The 24,321-nt window shown below is 65.7% G+C and carries 23 protein-coding genes, 1 tRNA gene and 1 pseudogene; 5 read left to right on the top strand and 20 right to left on the bottom strand.

The features are described 5' to 3' along the window. Position 1 precedes the first annotated feature (1 nt). Positions 2 to 322, bottom strand: coding sequence for a WhiB family transcriptional regulator (locus QWU11_RS40515; protein ID WP_290119874.1), 321 nt, complete (start codon positions 320 to 322; stop codon positions 2 to 4). A gap of 79 nt (positions 323 to 401) precedes the next feature. Next, positions 402 to 572 carry a hypothetical protein gene (locus tag QWU11_RS40510; RefSeq protein ID WP_290119873.1) on the bottom strand — a complete coding sequence of 57 codons (171 nt, stop codon included), beginning with the start codon at positions 570 to 572 and terminating at the stop codon, positions 402 to 404. A gap of 260 nt (positions 573 to 832) precedes the next feature. On the opposite strand from QWU11_RS40510, the gene QWU11_RS40505 reads away from it, so the two are divergent. Then, positions 833 to 1,957 (top strand): XRE family transcriptional regulator, encoded by a 1,125-nt coding sequence (locus tag QWU11_RS40505; protein WP_290119872.1) that lies wholly within the window; start codon positions 833 to 835, stop codon positions 1,955 to 1,957. A 382-nt stretch (positions 1,958 to 2,339) separates the two neighbouring features. Here the strand turns inward: QWU11_RS40505 and QWU11_RS40500 are convergent, their stop codons facing one another. The 7 genes and pseudogenes from QWU11_RS40500 to QWU11_RS40470 all read right to left on the bottom strand — a co-directional run bounded on the left by QWU11_RS40500 (position 2,340) and on the right by QWU11_RS40470 (position 8,275). Further along, entirely contained in the window at positions 2,340 to 3,164 is an 825-nt protein-coding gene (locus QWU11_RS40500; RefSeq protein ID WP_290119871.1) for a hypothetical protein, read from the bottom strand. Positions 3,165 to 3,391: 227 nt separating this feature from the next. Further along, complete coding sequence (locus QWU11_RS40495) at positions 3,392 to 4,630, bottom strand: AAA family ATPase (protein ID WP_290119870.1); 1,239 nt, start codon at positions 4,628 to 4,630, stop codon at positions 3,392 to 3,394. Continuing rightward, a pseudogene (locus tag QWU11_RS40490) lies at positions 4,554 to 5,327 on the bottom strand (DUF6414 family protein). Before QWU11_RS40490 ends, QWU11_RS40495 begins: the two are co-directional and overlap by 77 nt. Before the next feature lie 575 nt (positions 5,328 to 5,902). After that, entirely contained in the window at positions 5,903 to 6,094 is a 192-nt protein-coding gene (locus QWU11_RS40485) for a hypothetical protein (RefSeq protein WP_290119869.1), read from the bottom strand. A gap of 592 nt (positions 6,095 to 6,686) precedes the next feature. Further along, on the bottom strand, positions 6,687 to 7,430 hold the full coding sequence (locus QWU11_RS40480) for a GntR family transcriptional regulator (protein WP_290119868.1): 744 nt from the start codon (positions 7,428 to 7,430) through the stop codon (positions 6,687 to 6,689). A gap of 240 nt (positions 7,431 to 7,670) precedes the next feature. Beyond that, the gene (locus QWU11_RS40475; protein WP_290119867.1) at positions 7,671 to 7,934 is read right to left on the bottom strand and encodes a hypothetical protein; all 264 of its coding nucleotides are present in this window, start codon (positions 7,932 to 7,934) and stop codon (positions 7,671 to 7,673) included. Beyond that, on the bottom strand, positions 7,931 to 8,275 hold the full coding sequence (locus QWU11_RS40470) for a hypothetical protein (protein ID WP_290119866.1): 345 nt from the start codon (positions 8,273 to 8,275) through the stop codon (positions 7,931 to 7,933). The genes QWU11_RS40475 and QWU11_RS40470 overlap by 4 nt, the downstream gene beginning before the upstream one ends. Positions 8,276 to 8,469: 194 nt before the next feature. On the opposite strand from QWU11_RS40470, the gene QWU11_RS40465 reads away from it, so the two are divergent. After that, positions 8,470 to 9,585 (top strand): XRE family transcriptional regulator, encoded by a 1,116-nt coding sequence (locus QWU11_RS40465; RefSeq protein ID WP_290119865.1) that lies wholly within the window; start codon positions 8,470 to 8,472, stop codon positions 9,583 to 9,585. Here the strand turns inward: QWU11_RS40465 and QWU11_RS40460 are convergent. Continuing rightward, positions 9,582 to 10,151, bottom strand: coding sequence for an NUDIX hydrolase (locus tag QWU11_RS40460; protein WP_290119864.1), 570 nt, complete (start codon positions 10,149 to 10,151; stop codon positions 9,582 to 9,584). The two genes, QWU11_RS40465 and QWU11_RS40460, sit on opposite strands and share 4 nt — an antisense overlap. 101 nt (positions 10,152 to 10,252) lie before the next feature. On the opposite strand from QWU11_RS40460, the gene QWU11_RS40455 reads away from it, so the two are divergent. Beyond that, entirely contained in the window at positions 10,253 to 10,432 is a 180-nt protein-coding gene (locus tag QWU11_RS40455) for a hypothetical protein (protein ID WP_290119863.1), read from the top strand. Between the two features lie 5 nt (positions 10,433 to 10,437). Here the strand turns inward: QWU11_RS40455 and QWU11_RS47545 are convergent, their stop codons facing one another. From QWU11_RS47545 to QWU11_RS40435, 4 genes are all read right to left on the bottom strand, one after another. Next, positions 10,438 to 10,797 (bottom strand): helix-turn-helix domain-containing protein, encoded by a 360-nt coding sequence (locus tag QWU11_RS47545; protein ID WP_354670941.1) that lies wholly within the window; start codon positions 10,795 to 10,797, stop codon positions 10,438 to 10,440. A gap of 81 nt (positions 10,798 to 10,878) precedes the next feature. Then, positions 10,879 to 11,439, bottom strand: coding sequence for an ATP-binding protein (locus tag QWU11_RS40445; protein ID WP_290119862.1), 561 nt, complete (start codon positions 11,437 to 11,439; stop codon positions 10,879 to 10,881). A gap of 700 nt (positions 11,440 to 12,139) precedes the next feature. Then, a complete protein-coding gene (locus tag QWU11_RS40440; RefSeq protein ID WP_354670940.1) occupies positions 12,140 to 14,971 on the bottom strand; it encodes a TrlF family AAA-like ATPase in 2,832 nt (943 codons plus the stop codon). Positions 14,972 to 15,442: 471 nt separating this feature from the next. Beyond that, a tRNA-Gln gene (locus QWU11_RS40435) sits at positions 15,443 to 15,514 on the bottom strand. 171 nt (positions 15,515 to 15,685) lie between these two features. Here QWU11_RS40435 and QWU11_RS40430 point away from each other — a divergent pair. Next, entirely contained in the window at positions 15,686 to 16,786 is a 1,101-nt protein-coding gene (locus tag QWU11_RS40430) for an MFS transporter (RefSeq protein WP_290119860.1), read from the top strand. Between the two features lie 10 nt (positions 16,787 to 16,796). Beyond that, on the top strand, positions 16,797 to 17,714 hold the full coding sequence (locus tag QWU11_RS40425) for a hypothetical protein (protein ID WP_290119859.1): 918 nt from the start codon (positions 16,797 to 16,799) through the stop codon (positions 17,712 to 17,714). Here the strand turns inward: QWU11_RS40425 and QWU11_RS40420 are convergent. The 6 genes from QWU11_RS40420 to QWU11_RS40395 all read right to left on the bottom strand — a co-directional run bounded on the left by QWU11_RS40420 (position 17,704) and on the right by QWU11_RS40395 (position 24,303). After that, positions 17,704 to 18,504, bottom strand: coding sequence for a sugar phosphate isomerase/epimerase (locus tag QWU11_RS40420; RefSeq protein WP_290119858.1), 801 nt, complete (start codon positions 18,502 to 18,504; stop codon positions 17,704 to 17,706). The genes QWU11_RS40425 and QWU11_RS40420 overlap by 11 nt on opposite strands. Then, positions 18,501 to 19,679: a DUF993 family protein gene (locus QWU11_RS40415; protein ID WP_290119857.1), complete on the bottom strand. Its 1,179-nt coding sequence runs from the start codon at positions 19,677 to 19,679 to the stop codon at positions 18,501 to 18,503. Before QWU11_RS40415 ends, QWU11_RS40420 begins: the two co-directional genes overlap by 4 nt. Continuing rightward, positions 19,666 to 20,823: a Gfo/Idh/MocA family oxidoreductase gene (locus QWU11_RS40410; RefSeq protein ID WP_290119856.1), complete on the bottom strand. Its 1,158-nt coding sequence runs from the start codon at positions 20,821 to 20,823 to the stop codon at positions 19,666 to 19,668. The genes QWU11_RS40415 and QWU11_RS40410 overlap by 14 nt, the downstream gene beginning before the upstream one ends. A 97-nt stretch (positions 20,824 to 20,920) precedes the next feature. Next, the gene (gene gltX, locus QWU11_RS40405; RefSeq protein ID WP_290119855.1) at positions 20,921 to 22,324 is read right to left on the bottom strand and encodes a glutamate--tRNA ligase; all 1,404 of its coding nucleotides are present in this window, start codon (positions 22,322 to 22,324) and stop codon (positions 20,921 to 20,923) included. Further along, complete coding sequence (locus tag QWU11_RS40400; protein ID WP_290119854.1) at positions 22,317 to 23,081, bottom strand: fumarylacetoacetate hydrolase family protein; 765 nt, start codon at positions 23,079 to 23,081, stop codon at positions 22,317 to 22,319. The genes gltX and QWU11_RS40400 overlap by 8 nt, the downstream gene beginning before the upstream one ends. A gap of 64 nt (positions 23,082 to 23,145) precedes the next feature. Beyond that, on the bottom strand, positions 23,146 to 24,303 hold the full coding sequence (locus QWU11_RS40395) for a cellulose binding domain-containing protein (RefSeq protein ID WP_290119853.1): 1,158 nt from the start codon (positions 24,301 to 24,303) through the stop codon (positions 23,146 to 23,148). Between the last annotated feature and the right edge of the window lie 18 nt (positions 24,304 to 24,321).

Raw genomic sequence — 24,321 nt, 5'->3', positions numbered from 1 at the left:
GTCAGGCCACCTCCTCGTAGTCGGCGCCGAGCTGCTCGATGCGTCGCGCGCCGAGCTGGGCGATCTCATCGGCGGTAAGCCCGGCCCGGATGCCGGTGGTGGGCTTGGTCCAGATGGCGTGTTCCAGGCAGGCGGCCTGTACGGGGCAGGTGACGCAGATGTCCTTGGCGACGTCCTCGCGAGCGGCGCGGGCGTCGGGGTGCTCGATCCGGTCGGCGGGGTCCGGGCCGTCGTGCAACTCGCCGTCGAACAGGCACTGAGCGCCATCGAGACACTCGTCCCGCAGATCCGGGGTGGTCAGCTTGCTCGGATGATCGTTCACGCGAAACCTCCAGGTGAATCGGGCGTGTGATCGGTCGGGTTCGGCGGTCCGGTGCCGTGCTTGGTGGCTGTGCACCGGATCAGCCGACGTGCAGAGCGGAGGCGAACTGAGACAGCGCGGTCGCCCCCTGCGAGATGAGCCCGCTGAGGTGGTTGACCAGCTGAGCGGCTGCCGCCGGGTTCTTGAACACGAAGACGACGACGATCGCGCCGGCCAGGTACCGCGGCCACTTCTTCGGCTGGGTGAACATCAGCGGCTCACCTCCACTCGTTTGCTAGACAGGTAGTACATGTACAAGTAATAGGTTGGCGCCATCGGGTGTCAAGTCCCTTCGCTTGTTCGGAGTGCCGGCCTCAGCGGCCCGACATCCATCAGGTTGCTCGCCCCGAACGCCCGGCAGTAGATGACACCGGATGACAGTGGGTGACTGTCATCCCTTGTCTTGTCACCGGGAACCGGCAGAATGGCAGGCCGGTAAACATGTGAGACCTGTTCGGTGGAGGAGAGCCCGTGACCCCGTTGCGCGCCCGCCGGCAGCGCCTCGGATGGACCAAGACCCAACTCGACGCCCGGCTACGCCACGCCGCCAAAGCCCGCGGCGAGACGCTCCCTCAACCGGCGAGCCTCGGCCGCCAGGTCTCACGCTGGGAGAACGGCCACGCACCCGTCGGCGAGTTCTACCAGCGCCTCTTCTGCGACGTGTACGGCTGCTCACCGACTGAGCTGGGCTTCATCGAGCCGACTGACGTACCTGAACCGGAATCCTTCGAAGACCTGGCGGTAGAGCTGGCCCGAGCCTCGTCAGTCGACGCCGAGGTCGCCAAGCTTCTACAAGCCCAGACGGACAGCATCCGCCAGCTCGACGCTCTCCAGGGCGCTCAACTCATCCGCGAACAGATGCGCGCGCACATCGCCCACATCGAGGAACTAAACCACCACGCCGTACGACCCGGCGTACGCAGCATGCTCGCTAAGGTGCTCGCCGACGCCTCTGCCTTGGCCGGCTGGCAGGCTCTCGACGTCGGCACACCACGCGAATCATGGGAACACTTCGAACGCGCCAAATCCGCAGCCCGAGAAGCCGAAGACTCCTCGCTGCTCGCCTTCGCCACCGTCGAACAGGCTTACGTCGTGCTCGACCTAGGCGACGCAGAGCAGGCCGCAGAACTCGTCCAACACGCACGCCATCAGTCGGCAGGGGCTGTGCCAGCACTCATGCAAACCTGGCTCACGGCAGCGCAGGCGGAGATGGCTACCGCGGGTGGAGACGCCGACGCCGCACACCTAGCTCTCGACCAGGCCACTGATCTCTTGCCCGCCGAGCCCGACGACTCACTGCCCTACCTCGTACTCAGCGAGACCCACCTCGCTCGCTGGCGTGGCAACTGCCTCGCACGCTTGGGTGACGAAAACGCGATCGACGAACTGGACAGAGGTCTTCCAGCGGTCACGGGTACCTACGCGCGAGCCGAGGCCGGTGTCCGCATCGACCTTGCCACCGCGCTACTCGTTCACGGCGAACACAGATCGGTCGAAGAGCACCTTCACGTCGCACGCATCCTCGTCGGCCGCACCGGATCGCTCCGACAGAAGCGGCGAATAGAGAGTCTTACCGGCAACAAGGAACAACGCTGACTGCCCCTAGCTTTCGTCACCCGATTACAAGGCGACTTGAACACGATCATTGCCGGCCGTCCGTTGGTCGTTCCTGCACGGACCTTTGTTCCTTAAGATACGGGAGCGTCCGCGAACGTGCCTCGTAGTTGTCACGCAGCTGGTCCTCACAGGGGGCGGCTCACCTCCCCACGGTGCCAGCCCTTCCCCACGTGAGGGAGGCATGATGTTCCGCACCGTGTCCCTCAGCTTTTTCCAGTTCACTGGGGGTGGGGGATACGGGGGACACTGGCCCCCACACGCTTGTTACGCAGGAATCGATCAACCGTGTCCGCTGCGTGCGGCGCCGCGAGTCCGCCAGGCGTTGACCTACGCAAGAGCGGTTGTCAGTGGTGGTTGCGGATCACCCCCGGCCGCTTGCCCGCTGCAGATCAGCTAGCGCAGCACGCAGAACGTGCTGGGCAATCCTTGCAGTCTCGATGCGCGGCTCGAACGCCTCGGCCAGTTGTTGTCGCGGGTGGATGTAATTGCGGAAATTTCGCACGTGGTCGGCAAACTTCGAGACGTCAGCGCTGAGGATACCCAATGCGCGAGAAACAGCGATCAGATCACTTAGCCGCCACTGGTTGATCGGCCTAACTTTGCCACGCTCTTTCGGAGCAGACGGAGCTGCCGTGAACCGTGCCGCGTTTGCCATTGCCAGCTCCATCAGCAGACCTTCAAGAGTGCTGCCGACGAGGAAGATCACGGCGAGTGGCGCGGCTGACTCAATACAGGCGTCGATCTCTCGTAGCCGGGCCTCAACGACATCTCGCGACGTCAACACCTGCGGGAGAGCATCGAGATCGATCGCAGTGAAGTCCTTCAAAAGAAACTCGGTGGTGGCTCGATCCGCAGAGGCAACGAGCACCGAAAACTGCGCCGTGAGCTCACCGTGCAATGCAATTTCGGCCGCCTTCGGCTCCTCGTCCACAATTAACTTACCAATCCGCCAGTGCTCCAACAGTTCGAGATTGAGTTTGGCGACGATCGGCAGAGGTTCTTGATGCCAAATGGCGCGAAGCAGGACCGCCTTCGAAGCCGGCGGGTACTTCTCGTATGGATCGACTCCAATCGCAGTCTTGACGAAGTCAGCGAAGCGCGCGTTGCTGAAGTCGAGCACGTAGCCGCCGCCCATGTCGAAGATCGACTCAAGTTTCCTCTTGGTGGCATTATCGAGGTCAGCCATGTCACTTCCCCTCGGCGCCCGACTCACGCGCGCCACTACAAGCAGTGGCTCGACTAACGCAGGGAACATCTCTGCGATCCCCCGCTCGTCAACCGACGCGGCAGGGTCGGCCAACGCTCTTGACGAGTAGCGTATGCTAACTGTCGCCCACCAAGAGCGTGTGCCGCTGGAATACCATGCGTCCGCCACAATCCCGCGAAACTCCCCGATCTCTAACTGGCGGACCCTCATGATGCTCGCGATTCCTCGCGAAGGTCTGGGTCGGCGGTCGGTGCCTGTTCGCCGAGCATCGCACGCACGAGCACCAACGAAATTACCTCGTTGACAATCTTTCCGAGTTTCCGCACGTTCTCGGCTTTGCCTGCAAGTGGGTACAGAATTGTCTTGATACCGTCGAGATCAAGCCGACTCTGTTCTTCAGCTGTGAGCCTCGAGAATCGACTGTCCAGAAGTCGATCGATCACCTGTACGACCTCGGCCGGGGAGAGTGGCTGGAAGTGGATCAAGGCGTCAAAGCGCGAATGCAGAGCATCACCGAGCGCCTCGCGGATCTCGTTCTCGGATTTGTAGTTTGAGGTGCAAATGATAAGCGAAGATCCTAGTCGAACGCTGTAGTTTTTGTCCTCGAAAACGCCGCCATCGAACAGCTGATAGAAGGCGCTGTGGAAGACAGTGTTCGCCTTGTCGAATTCGTCGATTAGGATGACGCCGGACTCGCGGTCGAGCAGGTCGCGAGCGAAGGATGCTTCAGCGTGCGCCCCACCGAACAGGTAAGATGCAAACTTATCGTTGTGGAACATCGAGAACTGCTTGCGCAGGAGCGTGCCGCCAAGCAAGTCGTTTATGAATTGGGCTGTCTCCGTCTTGCCCACACCCGACGGTCCGTAGAACATGAGGACGACCGGTTTGGTCTGGCGTTCCGTAGTAAGTGGGTACAACGCAGCCAGCAGCAACTCCTTTACTGCGACCTGACCAACTAGGTGGTTCGCAAAACCATCGCGGAATCGGATCAACGTCTCCCGAGTAACCGCTGGGTACTCATATCGCTGCACCTCGGTCGCAGAAAAACTTCGCACCAACTGCTCCTGCATCTGGGCAGGCGGATTGTGGAGGTAAAGGTACTCCGGGTTGATGCTACGGATCAGCCCTGCGAAGTTGGTGATGACGTGTTCATTCAGGCTCGCATAGTCATTTGATTCGGCCACGACTCGCTTGAGTCGTGATGGAGGGCTTTCCGGCACCGGCGCCTCTTGGCCCTGCAAGACATGTGTGTGGCGACGATTGGCTTCGTCCAGCTCATAGGTGATTTCAAGCAGGCTCACCCATTCCCGGTTCTCGAGTTTCTCATTAAACCATGCCAGCGGGCCGTAGTAGATGGTGACCTTTGTATCACTCGGCATACTCGACCCCGGCAAGTATGACATCATAAACATCGAGCAGATCTCCACGCAGCGGTGCGTGACCATCGACCAGTTCCAGCGCAGTCACCGATTCGTCGTTTGTGTCGGTGGACATCTCGGCAGCAATTCCAAGCTCGTCCTGGCCAGTCCGTCCGACGAGGATTCCGTGAAAAACGAGCCGCATCCGACCGAGATCGGTAAGACCATAGTTATTGCGGAACGCCTTAATATTGAAGCGCAGAACACGCTTGGATCCGTCTGCGCCCTCGCCGACAAGTTCGTACTAGCCCTTCGCGCCGGCAAGCGCCTCATCCAGCCGCGCTAGATCGATGCCTTGGTCTTCTGTCTTCGCGATAATCATGTACGGCGTGTACATCTTCATAAAGGCCATCGAGTCCTTGGGCGCTGTGACGCGGAGCCCTTCGAGCCGTGAGATACGCGAATCGCCCTTCACCTGGACGAGGTAGTCGGTCAGTATAGTGTTCGACAGAGTCTTTCGAAGGATGCTCTGCCCAGCGCTTGCGATATCAGCCCCGACTCCCGCTTCAACCGATCCGCCGAGGAACGGTAGCCAGCTGAACTTGGCAGCCAGCTTTGCTTCGACGTCACTGTGCAGTTTGGTCGTCCGATCCTTGACGTTCTCGCTCGTGGACGCAGTCTTCCCACCGGCTGAGATATCCAGGTAGTCAGAAGCGGTCTCTTCATCGAAGTAGACGACCTTAATCAACGGATCTTGGGGCTGGCCATTCCTAGCTGTAGACATCACAGCAGACTCTCCTGACTGGATGTGTCGTGACCTTCTCTGCTGCTACAACACCCCCGACGGCGCCCCCGTCGGCCAACGCATAGTCAGCCAGCCCTGCGGTAGTCGACCACTCCCCAAACGCAGCAGCTGATGGCGGAGCGGAGGAAAAGGAAACCGGAAGGCCCTGGCGTACCGTCCAGACCCCGCCAACTCGGGTCATCCTGCGCTTGCGAGATACAGCCTTACGTTCCATAACACCCTCCCCGTTCCACGATCGCCTCCCCATGGCAATCACGCGCTGGGCTTTGGGTGAGACGCCCAGCATGTAGAAAGTCAACTGTAGCCCTGGTGGCCGACAGGACGGGTGAAACACGACTGGTATGGGTTACTACGGACAGTAGCGGCACATACGCCGCGTCGCAGCCAGGCTATCCATCCGGTCAGACACGAGACGTAACCATCCTGCCTGAGCACTCCGCCGCGTCGTCGAGAGGTTGAGGAGCAGCCGTCTCTTCCTATCCAGACCCACACGGACGCCACACCCGATCGCTGCAGCACCCACCCATCGAATCCAGGGTTTTACAGTCCCCGAATCAAAGCTCCACGGCAGGAGTCGGCGCCGAGGCCGGTGTCTGCGAGAGCCGAGCGAGTTCGGGGTTGGCGATGAAGTCCAGAGTGTTCACGTCTTGGATGCCGCAGCCGCCATAGCGGAAGGAGATCTTCAACCCCTTGGTAAGCGCACCGACGTTGAGGTACCGCAGGTGGCCGTGTTGTCGGACGAGCACCGTGTGGGGGTAGGCGATCGTTCCCTGGCCAGGCAGCGATGCAGCACGAGCGGGTTGCCTGTTGAGCAGTCTTCGGGTTCACCGTGAAGGTCTGTCCGTTGGCTCGTGCGGTCCGGTGGATGGGCTTTGACTTACCGTCGACCGTGAACTGGAGGAGTTCGAAGGCTTCGTCCGAACCGCCATAGAGACCACCCGTCGGCTCGAAGTATCAGGAAGGGTCGAGGATCGGCGAAGCCGACGCCGAAGGCGCCCTTGATGGGTTCTGTCCGGAAAATCCCGCAGCGGGAGCTGCTTACTGTGAGCCGACGTAACCGCCAGCACCAGTCGTCTAGCTCGTCACCCGGCTCGTGCAGATGTACAGCCGACTGCGGCCCGGTAGATCTAAGGGAATCCGCGCCAGACAACCGGCTGCAGAGCTTGCCTGTCCCGGAGCGGAGCCCTAGCGAAGCGTAGGGCGGGCGCCGAGTTGGCGGAGCGTGCGGCCCGTCAGCGGGCCGCCTTGAAGGCGTACGGAAAGCGCTTCCCAGCGGTACCCCGCTGCGGGATGCCCTATCAATGACCAGCGTGTCTAGAGCCCAGATGGTCTAGTTGATCAGATCGTTCGTGCTGGCAGCACGATGCGGCCCCTACCGTGGACTACTTGGACGAGGCCACGGCCGTCGAGTTCGCCGAGTGCAGAGCGGATGGTGTTTCGCGACGCTTGGAATTGTTCGGCAAGCTGAGACTCGCCGGGAAGTTGGGAGCCTGGTGGGTATTCGCCGGCTTCGATGGCGGCGATGAGTTCGGCGGCGATCCGTCGATAGCGAGGGGTCGCATCTGCTGGCTCCGAGGTGCGGACAACGCGGCCGACGCCGGGCAGGGTGTCAACCAGGCCGTCGTCTCCCAGCTTCTTGAGGGCCTCGCGGGCGGTGCCGCGAGCGACGCCGAACTCTGTCGAGACGGCCGCTTCGGAGGGAAGCTTGTCGCCTGGCTTGAGGTCGCCGGCGTGGATGCGGTCTCGTAGGGCAGCGGCGATCTTCAGGTAGACGGCGTCGCTGCTCTTGGGCCTGGCCACGTGGTTCCTCTCGGCGGTGGTGGGGACCAGCGTAGAGGGCGGTGTTCTCGGCGCATCGTGGGGTTTCGAACTGATGCCGTCTTTTGCCAGTGGGTAGGTCGCGGCCTGGCGGGAATCGCTGGTCTCGATGCGGTCGAGGGCGGCGGCGATGGCGTGGAGTTGGTCCATGTCGTGGGTGGCGACGTAACAGGCGTCGGCCCGTCGCTGCCACACGGGCACTCCAGCTATGTACATGGGGAGGCGTACCCAACCTGACGGAAGTTTGCCTACCAGCTCGTCCATCGGTCAGCTTTCGGGGGTTCGGGGCTGGATTGGAGGGCTCCCGGCGAGAGCACGACTCGCCGGGGACCTCCTCTCACCAGAGATGGTCATGCGCACCGATGCTCGGTATCGGGGGGTAGACGCGAGACGGGCGCTCATCTGGCGGGAGGCATACCGGGCGTGGTCTGTCATCTCGGGACAAGACCAGCCCGGCAGACATAGAGGGGCAGGACCGAGTTCCAGCGCCGCCGGCGGAAGCAATCACCGGGGTCTGGCCGCTGCCTGGTCCGGCTCCCCAGTTGTCATCGTCAGATCGGTGACGATCGCTCCGGTGAGCTCATCTGGGCTGGCCCCCTCGAACAGCCGTTCCTGGTTGGCGACGGGGACCATGGCCCACCATGTCCGTGTGAAGCAGCCGAACCACACAATGGCGTCGGGGAAGCGGTGCCGCAGGATGGCTGCTGTTGCGGCGGCGTTGGGCTCGGGCGGTGGAGTGAGTCCGTCGATGAGCGTCGCCGCGGTCATATCGCTGGCTCCCAGCTCAACCCATCAGGCAGGAGTACGCAGGCGATGCGGTCGGCGGTCGCCCTGATGCAACGGGCGGGTCCGAGGTACTCCAGGTCTACAGCCCCACGGCCGGTCGAGGCACGTACCCAGAACCACGAAAGCCGGCCCGCGCGGTCGGCTAAGCAGATGACCGTCTGGCACTTCTCTTCATCGCGTGCGGCAGCAGGGTCGCCGTTCTGCCGCTCGGCGGAGCTGGGAGCCGCCGAGATCATTCGGCTTCCACGACGTTCGGCGGCCAGGCCGCGTACGGACAGCGCGACCACCAGGGCGTCCAAGAGGAGCGCGATCACTTCGGGCATGACGTCCAAGCCTGGCTCCGTGGCGCTCACGGCGCGTCTCCCCCTGTGGTCGATGTGGGTGCTGAGATCACATCGGCTCACGAGGGCGGGCGTAAGCCCGCATCGGTTAACAGCCCCCTGTTAACCGTCCAGGCGAATCGGCCCCTGTCAGCGATGCTGATCCTGTGACTTGGGAAGACGAGGACACTTCCGAGATGACGCCCCTTCGGCGAGCGCGTGCCGAATTCGGGTGGAAGGTGCCACGGCTCATCGCCGCGCTCAGGCGCAGCTCCGCTCAGGTCGGTATGACGCTCGGCAGCGACAAGAGCCTCAAGACCACGATCTCTCGCCACGAGAACGGCCACGTGATCCCCGGCGAGGATTGGCGGAGGCTCTACCGCCTCGCCTACGGCCGTACCGACGAGGAACTCGGCTTCCTCGACACCGCCCCCATCCCGGCATCAAACCCGGCCGACGAACTCCGGCAACGGATCGCGACCGCACGCCGGGTGGACATGGCGCTCATCCGGCAGATGCAGCAGCAGGTCCATCACATCCGGCTGCTCGACCGTCGCCTCGGTGCCCCGTCGCTGCTCGAACAGACCCGAACGGTGATGGCGACGCTGATCGAGCTGGTGACCTACAGCCTCCAGCCGACCGTACGAGCGGCGCTCTCGGCGGTTCTGTCCGACGCCGGCACCCTCGCGGCCTGGCAGGCACTCGACGTCGGCGCCGTTCAACAGGCGTGGGGCCACTACGAAACCGCCAAGACCGCCGCGCGGGAGGCCCGCTCTCCCGTGCTGCTCGCGCACGCCATGGGCGAGCAGGTCTACACCCTTCACGACCTCGGGCGGCTCACCGACGCCCTGAGCCTCGTACGAGAAGCCCGCTCACTCGTCAGCAGGACCGGCCCGCGGCTGCTGCTGTGCTGGCTCGATGCCGTCGAGGCCGAGACCCAAGCGGCCCTCGCCGACGAGCAGTGCTACCGGACGCTGGAGCGTTCAGCCGCACTCCTGCCGGTCGACACCGACGACCCTTCTCTGCCGTTCATCGCGTTGAGCGAGGCGCATCACGCGCGCTGGCGAGGGCACTGCCTCGCCCAGGTCGGCGACGCCGCAGCGATCGACTACCTGACCAGTGCACTGGATCAGATGGACACCTCGTTCGTACGAGCGGCTGCCGGCCTGCAATGCGACCTCGCCCAAGCACTCACCACCCGCGGAGAACTGGACGAGGCCCGCAAACACCTGACCAGCGCTCGTCTGCTGGCGAACCAAGTCGGCTCGGTACGCCAGCGGCGGCGCATCGCGAGCGTCGGCCTCGCCGCCTAGGAGCTGGCCTTCTCGCCGCGCTGGGCCAGCAGGTACAGAAGGCCCACCAGAGAGCCGGATCCCAGCACCTCGCCCTTGCTGATGAGGTCGAAGACCGTACTCACCGGCACCCACTCGATACGCGCGGCCTCTTCGAGATCGGTCGGCTCGCCGACCAGTTCGGCGCCCCGGCCCGCGTAGACCTCGTGCGGGGTGTCGACCATGCCGACCATCGGCTGGAAGCTGATCACGTGTTCCAGCGGCGCCGGCTGCCAGCCGGTCTCTTCGCGCACCTCACGCGCGGCGGTAGCGGCGCCGTCCTCGTCCTTGTCGATGATGCCGCCGGGTAGTTCCCAGCCCCAGGAGTCGTCTACGAAGCGGTGGCGCCACATCATGAGCACTTCGTCCGCATCGTTGAGCACCAGGGCAACGGCGACGCGCTGAAGCCGTACAACGTGATGCTCGAACCGGTTGCCATCCGGCGGCTCGATGTCGACCAGGGTCAACCGGACCCACTCGTTGTCGTACACGGTCCGCTCGCCGAAGACCTTGGTCCTCAGCTCCTCAGGGCGTTCATCAGTGCTCACTCTTAGGACCGTACCGAGGCTGTCCTACATGTCCAGCCCTACCGTCACACCGGCTCCACGAAGACCGTATTTGACCTGCGTAAACGGGGATACCGTGAGATATGGGATGCGGCGATTCCTATGAGTGGCTGCGGCACGCCGATGACGCGGTGCTGGACCAGTTCGCCGCCGAACTCACCGAGACACTGCCACCAGACGACCCGATGATCATCGAAGTCCGCTACTGGCTCCGGCGCATGCGCGACACCACACGCGAGCACGACGACGGACCGAACGCCTGACCAGGTCACGGCATCCTTCCGCCGCGGTGCCTTAGAGTCGTGTGCTTTCCCAGGATGCGGCGCATGACGCCGTACGAGCAGTCGAACTTGGCGGCGACCTGTCGAATGGTCCACCCCTGGTCATACAGCCGCGCAGCGTCCAACTCCCGCTCCTGCTCCTCCGCGCTCGGGCTGGCATCCCTGCCTAACACGCGACGGATGTCCTGCAGCCGGTACCGACGGTGGCCACCGGGCGTATACAACGGCATGAGCCTTCCCTCACGCGCCCATCGGGCGATCGTCGTTGGACGCACGCCGAACAGCTCGGCGACCTCCCGCGGCCTGAGCAGAGTCTCGTTCTGGGGATCCGGCGGGATAACAGGCACAGCAAGCCAATCTGATCGAGAGGACGAGCGGACGATGTGGGCGAGGGCTGGCGAAAACTTGGATATAAGGCAGGCCGACGTTCATACGATCGCCAGCCGCATCAGGGCATCGCGCTCGTCGTCGGTCAGCTTCTCGTCGGTACGCGTGATGACGGCGTGGGCGGTCTTACCGTGGTCTTCCGCGACGAACCACAAGAGACCGAGTTCACCGACGATCGGCACGCCACGACCAGACGGCGCCAGATCATCAGCAGCTAAAGCAGGCGTCGGCACGGTCGGGTCTGGGTCGGCGACGTACACATGGGTCCACCGGGGCCGGATGACGAGCTGGACGGACAACGGCCCCGAGCCGACCGCGTGACGGAGGGCGTTCGTCACCAGTTCCGAGACGGCCAAGACCACATCATCAACATGATCGACATCGACGGCGGCGACCTCAGCGAGAATGCTCGCCGCGTATCGCCGGGCGACCTTGACCGGGTTCACCGACTCCGCCGGCAATCTCTGCCACGCGGGATCGCCCAGCGACCCGATCACCAGCCGGCCACCCTGCGTCCCTGGGCCGATCAACGCTGCGTCCAGGACGCCGCGCGCCTCGGGCAGGGCGAGGGCGGCGTCCGAGCCTGGTTCCATGACGCCCATGAGGTACCTGCTCCCTGTCGCCGGTTCGGTGGACATGTAGTGCCCAGAGCAGAGATAGAACCGGCCGACACAGGGCGCACATAAGCCCGCATGGGTTAACACGCCACCGCTAACCACAGGGATCAAGCGGACAGCGCGGAGCAGCGGTGAGCGCGTGACCTGGACGCACGACGACGTAAACCGAGATGACGGGTTCGGCGGTTGAAGCGAACGAGGCCACCACGAGGGAGATCCGCGACCTTGATCAAAATGCCGCTCTTGCAGGGCTCCAGACAGCGGACTTCGGGCCGCTGTTCCCTGACGGCCCCGGGAATGACGAAAGCGGGGTCTCAGTGAGACTCCCGCTGTAGGTCAGACGCTTGCTGGGATACCAGAACTCAAGCCTAGACTAATTGAACCAGAACTGCCCCGCCCATAAAGGCACAATGAACTATATCGGTCAGCCATGGACAGCGACTCATTTTTGAGCTGGCGGGTTCGCTCACAAATCAGGCTCAGGTGTTGCCGATCTCCTCCCACGCGCGCGACGTGCCGCCGTACAGGCCGAAGCCCCCGAGCCCATGGAGGCGGCCGGACCTACGGGCTGTCATAAGCCTTGCGCTCGCCGAAGACCTTCGTCCTCAGCCTAAAGAGTTTTGATCAGCGCTCACTGACAGACTGTATAAGCTTAGATGACCCGATAGAACGCTTCCGGCGCCGGTCAGCCGCGCAGAGCCGCTCTGTATGTGTTCAGTTCGTTGTTGTATCGGCGCTCACGAGACATGAACGCCTCGGCTCCGCCCTCCAAGATGTCCTGGATATCGTGTCGCACTCGCGCCACCTCGATCGGGCCAACATGCTCAACTTCTCCAAGGCCCTCAGAGCTGACTTTGTCCATGCTGGACTTGATCCGAATGCACGTACCGTCATTCTTGAGCACGATAACCCGTTCAGCGTCTGCGTTAACGGGGATGTTCGCGTTGTGAGTGATCACAATGACCTGACGTCGCCAACGGCTCTTGCGGATCTCGGGGACGATGAGTTGAGAGATCCACGCCGTATCGAGATCGTCTTCAGGCTGGTCGAGCACGAGAGGCTCCGAACCGTGGTGCAACACGAAACTGAGCATGGCGGCGCTTCGCTGCCCGGGCGATCCAGTCGTGACTGCCTGCCAGTCTGCGGCAGTCTCTTGCTTGCCTCCGTCGCGCAGGAAGTACATAACAACCGAATCGTCCGGGAGGCTCATGGCAAGACGGATACGCTGAGTAGACTCCAGCTTAGCGAGCTTGTTCCACCAGGCAGCCCTGCAGGAGACTTCCTCGCGTACGAGTGTGAATTCGCAATTCAAAAGCCCGGTGCGCCAAAGATCCAGTCGGCGCTCCTGGTCGGATTCGGGACCCTCCCACAGCCACTGGGCCACAGCGGGGACGTCATCAACGAAGCCGTCGGAACGGATGCCAAGCTGGTCACGTATCTCTCGGGTCCAACTGCTGGAGTTGCCGTGAGGGACCACGTCGAAGCGCAGGGAGCCGCTACGTTGAGCGACCTCTTCGAAGAGCTTTTCTCGACGCCGACGACGTCTATCATAAACGCGCTCCAACTCAGCCCAGGCCGCAGTTTCACCTGCTCGCAGTCCATCGAGTGCAGTAGCGTCTTGATCGAGCGCGCGCAGTTGACCCTGCACAGCGTTAAGGGCCTCAGTCAGGGCGAGGTAGGCGGTCGGCTCGATCCCCAGCTCATTCAGGTTCTTCTGAAAGGCCAGGATCTCTGCACCTGCAGCTGCTACACGGGCACCCCAAACTCCTTGCTGCTGTTCTTCACGGGCACGTCTCAGCGTGGTACGCGTATCCTCCACACAAGATCGGATGCGCTGTTCGAGGATACTTTGGATTTGGACAAGTTCGTCATAGAAACCACGAGAGGAACCCTCGGTAACTTCCTTTGCCTGAGGAAGCGCGGATGCCAGACATGCCATGGCAGCATCGAGCATCTCGTCAACGCCCTTGCCGAACCGTGTAGTGATGGCGCCAAGTTGTTCCTGCTCACGCAGAATCCGCTCGCTATCCAGACGTGAGCCCTGGCTTGCCACGTCGCCGAATGCTTCGATCTGCTTAAGGAGCTCGGAACGTCGTACCTCGAGCATCGGTCGCGTAGCGATGCGTGCCTCGACACTCGTGCGCTCAGCGATACAAGTGAGGCAATAGGTGATGGCCGCGTTAATCTCCATCTCGAAGCCTCCCGGCGATGCCGAGTCGGCCTCAAGCGATTCGTCGACAAGGCTGAAGAGATGCCTCGATGCCGCGAAGGAGTCGAGGCGGTCATGGGCAGTGCGCTCGAACAATTCCTTCTGGTTGAAGATGCGCATCGGAAAGTGCGTGGGCAGTGAGGTGCCGCTACGCTGCGTTTGTGAACCCTTCCCCTGCGACCAGTTTACGATTTGCGCATCCCGCGAGATGGCGAGACGGTGGCTACCGGACAGGGCCGCCTCGGCGAAGACGCCGTCCACGAAGGTACTCGTCTCATGCTGGATCGATTCGGGCAGATTGTCCGTGCGACCGTAAAGTTGTCTCAATGCAGTAACGACAGTGGACTTGCCGGAACCGCGCCCTCCGATAATCACATTAAGCCGAGGATCGAAAGCGACACGTAGCGGGCTGCTGGAGTTCCCGAGCTTGCCGCCGAGTTCGACTTTTTCGACCCACCCGTGATCAACCACGTTAGGGTTGGGATTCGCAGTTAAGCGAGTGTCCCAACTGGGAACGATGCGGGCTTCGTGGTCAAGAAAAGCCTGCCGCAGAGCTTCCTTTGAAGGCGAGTCCATCCTTATCCAGGTGAACCTGCTTCCTAGTTTCTCCAAGCAGTAGGCGTCGGATGTCGCGATAAAGGGTAGGCGCGCGAGGCAGGGAAGGCTATCCAGAGCACGGTTGAGAAATCGCGCTTTGTAGGAATCGCCCTCCAGCCGTTCGACGGTCACTTCCCCCGGATCCACCGCGCCGAGCCGCTCGTGATGAAGTGCCTTCCAACGCAAGTCACCGCGGAGGGTTCCACCGGAGACTAGACCGTTCTCACTCAACACATGCGGGGCGATGGCCAGCCACTGGTCGGGGAGGTCGTCCAGAATCTGATCGACCGTCCGCGGAGCGGGAGCAGGATCACCGGTTCTCGGGTTACGGGCCGGGTGGTAATCACTGAATCCGCATGTTCGAGCCAGAAGCATGTCGATGTCCTGCTTGGTCCGGTCGAGATCGCCGATGAGCACCAGATGCGCTCCATCTGCCCCTGAGGCCGTGGTGACCTCTACCCCAGGGAAGACGATGACACCGTGCCTTTTTCCTGCAGCCTGCATGTCCGGAAGCCAGTCACCTGTGTTGTGATCTGCAAGTGCGATCACGTCGACGCCGCGCTCTCGCAACTGCTTCATGTAGGTGTCGGCGAACTGGTTCCTGTCCTCCGTTCGACTGAAATCGAAGCTACTGCCCTTCGGCCTGGTGAACTTCCAAGCAGGCGTAGCCACTTGCAGATCGCACTTATACCAGCGAGACGCTGTGACCACCGCTCTCGATCGGAGGCGCTCGTGACCCGAGCGTCTGATGGGGACAGAGTCCAGTGTGGGGCAAAAGTGTCGCGAGCGCGCCGTTTTTCTTTGCTGTGCATAGGTCTACTGCCTGCGATTGCATTGAGCGAGTCAGGGAACGGCCCAGTACTGGGCGCCTCGCGTCAGCGCCACAGGAGCGATGCTCTGCACTCAGAGAGCCCATCGGCAGACACCGCTGGCGGGGAACACGTGACCTGGGCGCACGACGACGTACCCAAGCTGCCACTGTTTCGATGAGCGCGACCGAGCGCCTCCCCGCGCCCGACCACCGCCTACGCGGAAGATCAACCTACGGCGTGATCAAAATGCCCCGTAAGTACGGCCCAGACCGCGCGATTCAAGGCCGCTGTTCCCTATCTGTTCCCTGACGGGCCCAGGAATGACGAAAGCGGGGTCTCAGAGAGACTCCCGCTGCAGGTCAGACGCTTGCTGGGGTACCAGGACTCGAACCTAGACTAACTGAACCAGAATCAGTCGTGCTGCCGATTACACCATACCCCACTGACCCACGAACCCCTGGTCCGTAGCGCCTCCGCGAGTTTAGCGGACATCCACCGCTGCTCGCGAACCCACTGCCGTGGCGCCACTGCGGCATCCCCGCTGTCGGCCCCTGCGGCTAGTCTCCCGCATGTGGATCGTCCGGGGGGTTTGTCGCGTGGTAACGCCACATGGTTGCTCTACATCGTCCTCAGCTGCCTCAGTTTCCTCCTCAACGGCCTTGGCGCGATCCTCGTCCCGCTGCAGAAGGATCTTCACGTCGACCGTGGGGACGTCGCCTTCTACCCCACCCTCTTCGCCGTCGGGCTGCTGATCGTCGGCGTTGTCGGCGGCAAGGTCGTCGGGCGGATCGGGCGGCCGGTGGCGCTGCGGGCCGCCATCGCGGCGATGATCGTTGGTGGGCTGCTCCTCGCCACCTCCACGCACGCTCTCACGCTGGCCGGGGCGTTCATGCTCGGGATCGGCGGGGCGATGCTCATCCAGCTCATCCCCGCCCTCCTGATGGCCCTGCACCCGCACGCACCTGCGGCGGCGGTCGGGGAGGCCAATGGGCTGGCCAGTGGGGCCTCTGTGCTCGCTCCCCTCGCCGTGGCGGGGGCGATCTCGGCCGGGCTCGGGTGGCGGGCCGGCTACCTCGTGGCCCCCCTCCTGATGCTCGTGCTCGTCCTCGCGCCCACCTGGCGTATCCCGCTTCCCACGGCCGAGGTGCCCGCCCACGACGCGGTGCCGGCCGAGGCCACCCGGCTGCTCGGGCCCTGGATCGACGTGCTGTTCTCCGTCAGCGTGGAGTTCTGCATGGTGTTCTGGGCGGCCTCGGCGATCACCGACTGGCATCACGCCTCCGAGGGGCTGGCTCCCGCGGTGGCCTCGCTCTTCCTCGTCGGCATGGCCACCGGGAGGTCGTTCGCGGTGCCGATCACCCGGCGGATACCGAACGCCAAGGTCCTCACGCTGATCTGCATCGGCGTCGCCGGGGCCGGGTTTGTGATCTTCTGGTCCGCGCCCGTACTCTCCCTCGCCGCGGTCGGGCTCGCCGTCGCCGGGCTGGGGGTGGCACTGCTCTATCCGACGACCGTCAGCCGTACGATCGCGGCCTGGCCGCACGCGCCCGACCGGGCCGCCGCGCGGGCCGCGCTCGCGTCCGGGGTGGCGATCGGCGGGGCGCCGTTCGTGCTCGCCCGGCTCGCCGATCTGACCGGGCTGCGGGCCGCCTACCTCATCGTCCCCGTCCTGCTCATCGCCCTCGCCGCCCACACGCTCACCGCGCGAGCCTGAGGAGAGAAAAGTGGGATACACGGTCGACCCGGCGAGCCTCAGGCGCTATGACGACGACGTGCTCACTCCTCACCTCCAAGCCCTGCGCGACCTGAAGAAGAGCGACGCCGGCCGGCCGGTGCCGCCCCTTCCTCAGGGGCTGGCGGCGGACGGCACCGCAGGACTCTTCACGAGGGTCGGCGACCAGCTCGGGTACACGCTCGATGAGGCGGTACGGCACGCGACGGCCGGCCAGGCCAAGGTGGCCGAGACGGCGCGCCGCTACGCCGACGCGGAGACCGCGAACACCGCGTACTTCACCGACGCGAGGCAGGGCATCGCCGCCACGACGGCGGGTGACGATCTTCAACCGTCGCGTCCGGTCGCCGGAGGCGACGGGCAGGACCTCACGGCGCTGCTTCGCTCCGCGATCGACCGGCTGTGTTCCGTCGTCGCGCCGCTGGGCGGCCTTCCGCTCGTACGACCGGTCACCGAACAGCTCTGGGCGAACGCCGTCGACCCCCGCCATTACGACACGGCAGCGAGCGCACACGCCGCGCACACGCGACACCTCACCGACCTGAGGTCCCGCCTCGACGCGTCGGCCCGGACGACCCTGCTCTGGGACGGTTCGGCGCGCGACGGGTTCGAGACGGACAGGAACCGCCACCTCGCCACTCTGGACGACGCGGAGGCCCACTCCCGGAGGCTGGCAACCGGCTACGGCGAGATGGCCGTGACGATGCGGGAGTTCCTCTCGCACGCGGCGCTGGCGATCGCCGCCTTCCTGGCCGCGTTCTCCGTCACCCTGTTCGTCTCTCATTTCCTCGAATCGGCACTGTTCCTCTGCCTGGCCGAAATCGCCGCGTTCATGCTCTACCTGGCGGGCTGGCTCTCGGTCCGCCTCGTCTCCATGGCCCAGACGGTCCGAAAGACGCTCAGCGCGTGATCCGGCGCTCGACGAGGGACGCGTAGCGCTCCTTCATCAACGGCAGCACCTCGTCCGGGTCGGCCGCCCACACATCCGCGTTGAAGATCTCCACCTCGACGTCACCCGTATAGCCCGCGGCGTCGACCGCCGCGCACAGAGGCGCGAAGTCGATCACGCCGTCGCCCATCATCGCCCGGCCCAGGAGTACGTCGGCGGGCAGCGGGTTCAGGAAGTCCGACAGCTGGAAGCTCGCGATCCGGTCCCCCGCGCGGGTGATCTGTGACAGCGCGTCCGGGTCCCACCAGACGTGGAAGCAGTCGACGACGACCCCGACCGAGGGGGGCGCCACCTCCAGCGCCTGGGCGAGGGTGGAGATCACCGACCGGTCCGCGCAGTACATCGGGTGCATCGGCTCCACCGCCAGCCGTACGCCGTGCTCCGACGCGTACGGCGCCAGCGTCGCCAGCGCCGCGGCCACGTGCGACCGGGCGGCGGAAAGGTCCTTCGAGCCGGCCGGCAGGCCCCCGGGCACCAGCACCAGGCACGCGGCCTCCAGCTCCGCCGCCTCCTCGATCGCCCGCCGGTTGTCCTCCAGCCAGTCAGGACGGTTGAAGAACCCGCCCCGGCACAGCGACGACACCCGCAGGCCCGACGAGCGTACGAGCGCCGCCGTCTCCGTAAGGCCATGGGCGGCCACATGGTCGCGCCACAGGCCGATCGAGGCGATGTCGTGCCGTACGCAGCCGTCCACCGCCTCGGCGAGCGACCTGGGGCGGATCGTCCACTGGTTCAGCGACAGCCGGCTCACAGCACCCCGGCGGTCGTGAGGAAGGCACGCATCCGGCGTACGGCCAGGTCGGGGTCGGGCAGCAGTCCGGCCTGGTCGGCGAGCCGGAACACCTCGGTCAGGTGGAGTACGGTCCGGGCGCTCTGGGCTCCGGCCACCATCACGAACGCGTCCTGGTGGCCGGCGAGCCAGGCCAGGAACACGATGCCGGTCTTGTAGTCACGCGTCGGCGGCTCGAAGATCTTGCGGGCCAGCGGCAGCGTACGGGCGAGGATCGCCTCGAAGGCCGGGGCATCGCCCTGGTCGAGGGCGGCGAAGGCGGCCGCGGCCGCCGGGGCGATCGCGTCGAAGACACCGAGCAGCGCGTCGCTGCCGTCCTTGATCAGCGACGGGTAGTTCAGGTCGTCGCCGGTGTAGAGGCGTACGCCCTCCGGCAGGGCATCGCGCAGCCGCGCCTCGTGCGAGGCGTCGAGGAGTGAGACCTTGACGCCGTCGATCGCGGAGGCGTGCGCGCGTACGAGCTCCAAGAACGACGACGTGGCCGTCTGCAGATCATCCGAGCCCCAGTATCCGGCCAGCGCGGGGTCGAACGTCTCCCCCAGCCAGTGCAGGATCACCGGCCGGGACGCCTGCCCGAGCAATCGCCCGTACACCTCCTGGTAGTCCGAGGCGTCGCGCGCGACCGCGGCGAGCTGCCGGCTCGCCATGAGGATCACGCGGGCGCCCGTCTCCTCGACGGCGGCGACCTGCTCCTCGTACGCGGCGGCGATCGCGTCCGTGGTGGCGGCCTCGGGCGCGTGGTCGGTGCCCGCGCCGCAGGCGAGCAGCTCGTACGGGTCGCCGATCGTCTTCGCCTCGGCGGCGCTGCGGCGGATCAGCTCGCGCGCGGTGTCCCAGGAGAGGCCCGCTCCCCGCTGGGCGGTGTCCATCGCCTCGGCGACGCTCAGCCCGTGCGACCAGAGGTGACGCCGGTACGCGAGTGTGGTGTCCCAGTCGAGCGCCGACGGGGACTCGCCGAGCGGGTCGGCGACGACGTGCGCGGCGGCGTACGCGACGCGAGACACCGGTCGTCCCTCCGTACGGGGCCAGGCGTTCGGGCCCTTGAGCTCGTACGACTCGAGGGCGCCGCCCGGTACGGGCAGGAGGAGGAAGCGGCGGCTCGGCCGGCGCAGTACCCGGTTCTCACGTGTGATCATCGAGGGGCTCCAGTTGGATACGACGGCCTTCCGCCGACGACCGCAGCCCGGCCTCGGCGACGTACACGCCGCGTGCTCCGGCGGCGAAGTCGTGTGGGAACGGCGCGTCATCGGCGACGTGGCGGACGAACATCTCCCATTGGGTCTTGAACCCGTTGTCGAACTCGGCGTTGTCCGGAACCGTCTGCCACTGGTCGCGGAAGCCGTGCTCGGCGGGCACGTCGGGGTTCCAGACCGGCTTGGGGGTCGCGCCGCGATGCTGGACGCGGCACTCGCGCAGGCCGGCGACGGCGCTGCCGTGCGTGCCGTCCACCTGGAACTCCACCAGCTCGTCGCGGTCGACCCGTACGCACCAGGAGGAGTTGATCTGCGCGATGATCCCGCCGTCGAGCTCGAAGATCCCGTACGCCGCGTCGTCCGCGGTCGCGGCGTACGGTTTGCCGTTCTCGTCCACGCGGTCGGCGATGTGCGTCACCGCGCGCGCCGTCACCGCCTCGACCCTGCCGAAGAGGGTCTCCAGGACGTAGGTCCAGTGGGGGAACATGTCCAGCACGATCCCACCGCCGTCCTCGGAGCGGTAGTTCCACGAGGGTCGCTGGGCGGTCTGCCAGTCGCCCTCGAACACCCAGTACCCGAACTCTCCCCGTACGGACAGGATCCGGCCGAAGAAGCCGCCGTCGACGAGCCTCTTCAGCTTGAGCAGGCCGGGCAGGAAGAGCTTGTCCTGGACGACGCCGTTCTTGACGCCGGCGTCGCGGGCGAGGCTGGCCAGCTCCAGCGCGCCGTCCAGGGTCTCGGCGGTCGGCTTCTCGGCGTAGACGTGCTTGCCCGCCTCGATCGCCGCCGTCACGGCGGGGACGCGCGCCTGGGTCACCTGGGCGTCGAAGTACACCTCGGCGGAGGCGTCGCCGAGGGCCTCCGGGAGCGAGGTGGTCCAGTCCGGGATGCCGTGGGTCTCGGCCAGCGCGCGGAGTTTGCCGGAGCTGCGTCCGACGAGGATGGGACGGAGCAGGACGGTGTCGCCGCCGCTCAGCGGCACGCCGCCCTGCTCGTTGATGGCCAGTACCGACCGGACGAGGTGCTGACGGTGCCCCATCCGGCCGGTGACGCCGTTCATGATGACGCCGAGCGTGCGAGTGGTCATCAGGGGCTCCTTGAGTACGCCGGCAGCCTGCGGGAAAGCGCTTGCCGCGCCACCGTAGGCACACGGCGCTCAGCGTGTCCAGATCGTCCCACCGCGATCAGGAGAGTGCGCCGAGGGCCTTCCGGAGCCGGCCGAGCGTGCGCTCCCTGCCGATGACCTGCAACGACTCGAACAGCGGCAGGCCGACCGTACGGCCGGTGACGGCGACGCGGATCGGCGCCTGGGTCTTGCCGAGCTTCAGCCCGTGCTCGACGCCGATCGCCTCCGTACGCGCCTTGAGCTCCTCGGCCGTCCACGGCACGTCGGCGTACGCCTCGATGGCGGCGGTGAGGATCGCGGGGGCCGGCTCCTTCATGGCCTTGTTCCACGACGCCTCGTCGACGTCCGGCTCGTCCAGGAACGCGAAGTCCACGATCGCGGTGATCTCCGACATGACCGCCACGCGGGTCTGCGCGAGCGGCGCGAGCGCCTGGAAGACCTCCTCGTCGTACTGCTCGGGCGTCCAGGGAGCGTACGGCGCGACCAGCCAGGGCCGGCAGCGCTCGACGAACTCCTCGACCGGCAGCGCGCGGATGTACTCGCCGTTGAAGGCGCGCAGCTTCTTGACGTCGAAGAACGCGGGAGAGGGGTGGACGTCCTCGAGGCGGAACTCCTCCTCGATCACGCTCCACGGCACGATCTCGCGGTCGCCCGACGGCGCCCAGCCCAGCAGCATCAGGTAGTTGCGCATCGCCTCGGCGAGGTAGCCCTCGGCCTGGTAGTCCTCCAGCGCCACCTTGTCGCGGCGCTTGGAGAGCTTCTGGCGCTTCTCGTTGACGACCACGGGGACGTGCGCCCAGATCGGCGGCTGCTCGCCCAGCGCCTCCCACAGCAACTGCTGCTTGGGCGTGTTGGACAGGTGCTCCTCGGCGCGGATCACGTGCGTGATGCCCTGCGTCATGTCGTCGACGACGTTCGCGAGCATGAACAGCACCGAGCCGTCGCCGCGGGCGATCACGAAGTCCTCGATCGTGGCGTTCTCGAACGCCGGCTTGCCGCGGATCAGGTCGACGACGATCGTCGTGCCCTCGTCCGGAGTCCGGAAGCGCAGCGCCCGGCCCGGCCCGGCCTCCAGGCCGCGGTCGCGGCAGTGCCCGTCATAGCCCTTGTACGAGTCGCCGGTACGGGCGATCACGTCGTCGCGCGTGCAGTCGCAGAAGTACGCGCGGCCGGCCGCGCGCAGCCGCTCGACCGCCTTCGTGTGCTCGCCGGTGTTGGCCGACTGGAAGTAGGGGCCCTCGTACTGATCCTGGTCGATGCCGAGCCACCCGAGCGCGCGGATGATGCCCTCGGTCCACTCGGGCCGGTTCCGCGAGGTGTCGGTGTCCTCGATGCGCAGGACGAGCGCGCCGCCGTGCTGGCGGGCGTAGAGCCAGTTGAAGAGCGCGGACCGCGCGCCGCCGACGTGGAACATGCCGGTCGGCGACGGCGCGAAGCGTACGCGCGGGGTTTCGTTAGTCACGTGAGATCACCCGGTTGGTGAGCGTGCCGATGTTCTCGATGGTCACGGAGACCTCGTCGTCCACCTGGAGCGGCCCCACGCCTTCGGGGGTGCCGGTGAGGATGACGTCTCCGGGCAGAAGCGTCATCACCTGGGTGATGTGCTCGATCAGCTCGGGAATGCGGTGGATCAGCTTGGCGGTGCTGGAGTTCTGGCGCGTCTCACCGTTGACCGTCGTGGTGATGGCCAGGTCGGACGGGTCGAGCTCGGTCTCGATCCACGGGCCGAGCGGGCAGAAGGTGTCAAAGCCCTTCGCGCGGGTCCACTGGCCGTCCTTCTTCTGCAGGTCGCGCGCCGTCACGTCGTTCGCGCAGGTGTAGCCGAGGATGACCTCCTGCGCGCGTGCGGCCGGGACGTCACGGCAGAGCCGGCCGATGACGACGGCGAGCTCGCCCTCGTAGTCGACGCGCTCGGACAGCCGCGGGTAGACGATCGCCTCGCGCTGCCCGACCACCGACGTGGACGGCTTCATGAAGATCAGCGGCTCGTCCGGCGCCTCTCCGCCCATCTCCTTGGCGTGGTCGGCGTAGTTCTTGCCGATCGCGATCACCTTGTTCGGCAGAATCGGCGCCGTCAGCCGTACGTCGGCCAGGGGTTGCCGCTCTCCGGTGAGCTGGATCTCGCCGAAGGGGTGGGCGGCCACGGTGGCGATGGTGGCGTCGTCCTCGACCACCCCGAAGGACAGACCGCCGTCTTTGGTGAACCTCGCGATACGCACGACACTGAGGCTATCGAGCCGGAAACCCTGCCGCCGCCATCCCCTGCTCGGTCCCTCTCGTTTTCTACCTCGTGAAGGCGCAGGGTGCGTTGTTGAAGCGGCAGGCGACCGGCGTCCCGGGGCTCCCGCCCCCGCCGAACCTCACCTCGAAGGAGTGCCCGGGCGCGATCGGCGGGGCCGTGGGGGCGTTGACGATGGTGACGTTCTGCCCCTTGCCCTGCAGGACGACCTCCCAGGCGTTGTGGATGTCCGCGCCGGGATAGGTGAAGGTGAGGGTCCAGGTCTTGATCGGGCTCTTGCCGCGGTTGACGAGGGTGACGGTGCCTTCGAAGTAACCGGTGTCGCGTTCGACGGTGCGGTAGCGGAACTTGACGGGGGCCGGTACGGCGCTCTTCGCCGTCGTGGCGCATCCTCCGGGTGCGCAGGAGGCCTTCGGGTGGGAGGTCGATCCGCCGACCTGAGTGAACACGATCGCGGTCGCCCCGGCCGCGACGATCGCCGCGCCGACGGCGATGATCGCCGCGGTGAGCCGGCGGCGGTTTCCGCCGGATGTGGGGCCGGTGTTCGGGGGCCCGTACGGGCCGCTGGGGTGCCCGGGGCCGCGCGTGAGAGTGGGGTCCGGCGGGCTCTCGGGCCGCCCGGAAGAGGGCGCGTAGGCGGGGATGGGCTCCTCGACGGTGTTCGCGGCGGGGGTGTTCGTGAGGCCGGTCCCGGCAGGGCCGGTCGAGCCGGGGTCGTACGGCGGTCCGCCGGCGGTCGTGGCGGGGTGCCGGCCGGTCTGTGACCGGCTCTCCGGAACGGGAGGTACGGCCGAGCGGGGCATCGCGGCGGTCCGCTCGATGTCGTCCGGGGTGGGTTGGGGGCCGGTCGCGCGTTCGGAGAACGCCGTCTGTTCGTGCTGGGCGGCCGCCTCGGGATACCACGGCCCCGGAAGCCGGCGGATGGCCGACGGGAGGTCACGGGTGAGTTCGGGAAGCTCGGGGGGCTGTACGGGTTCGGGCGGCGCGGCCTTGCGGGGGAGAGGTGTCTCGCGGGTCACCGCGGCCTCGGAGGGGCGCTCGGCCGGCCCGTCCATCATGGTCTCGTCGGCTCCGGTCGGTCCCGTGGCGGGCCGTACCGATGCGGCCCGGTCCGGCGCCGTCCTGTCGTCGACCGGAGGCTGCCGCTGAGACTCCGGCCAGTCGACGATGGTCTCGTCCGGGGACGCCACGGAAGCCTCCACGATCGTCTCGTCGGTGGA

Source organism: Actinomadura sp. DC4 (assembly GCF_030406325.1).
In the GTDB taxonomy this organism is placed as follows: Bacteria; Actinomycetota; Actinomycetes; order Streptosporangiales; family Streptosporangiaceae; genus Actinoallomurus.
Note: the sequence above shows the minus strand (reverse complement) of the source record. Positions and strands in the feature narration are given on the sequence as shown.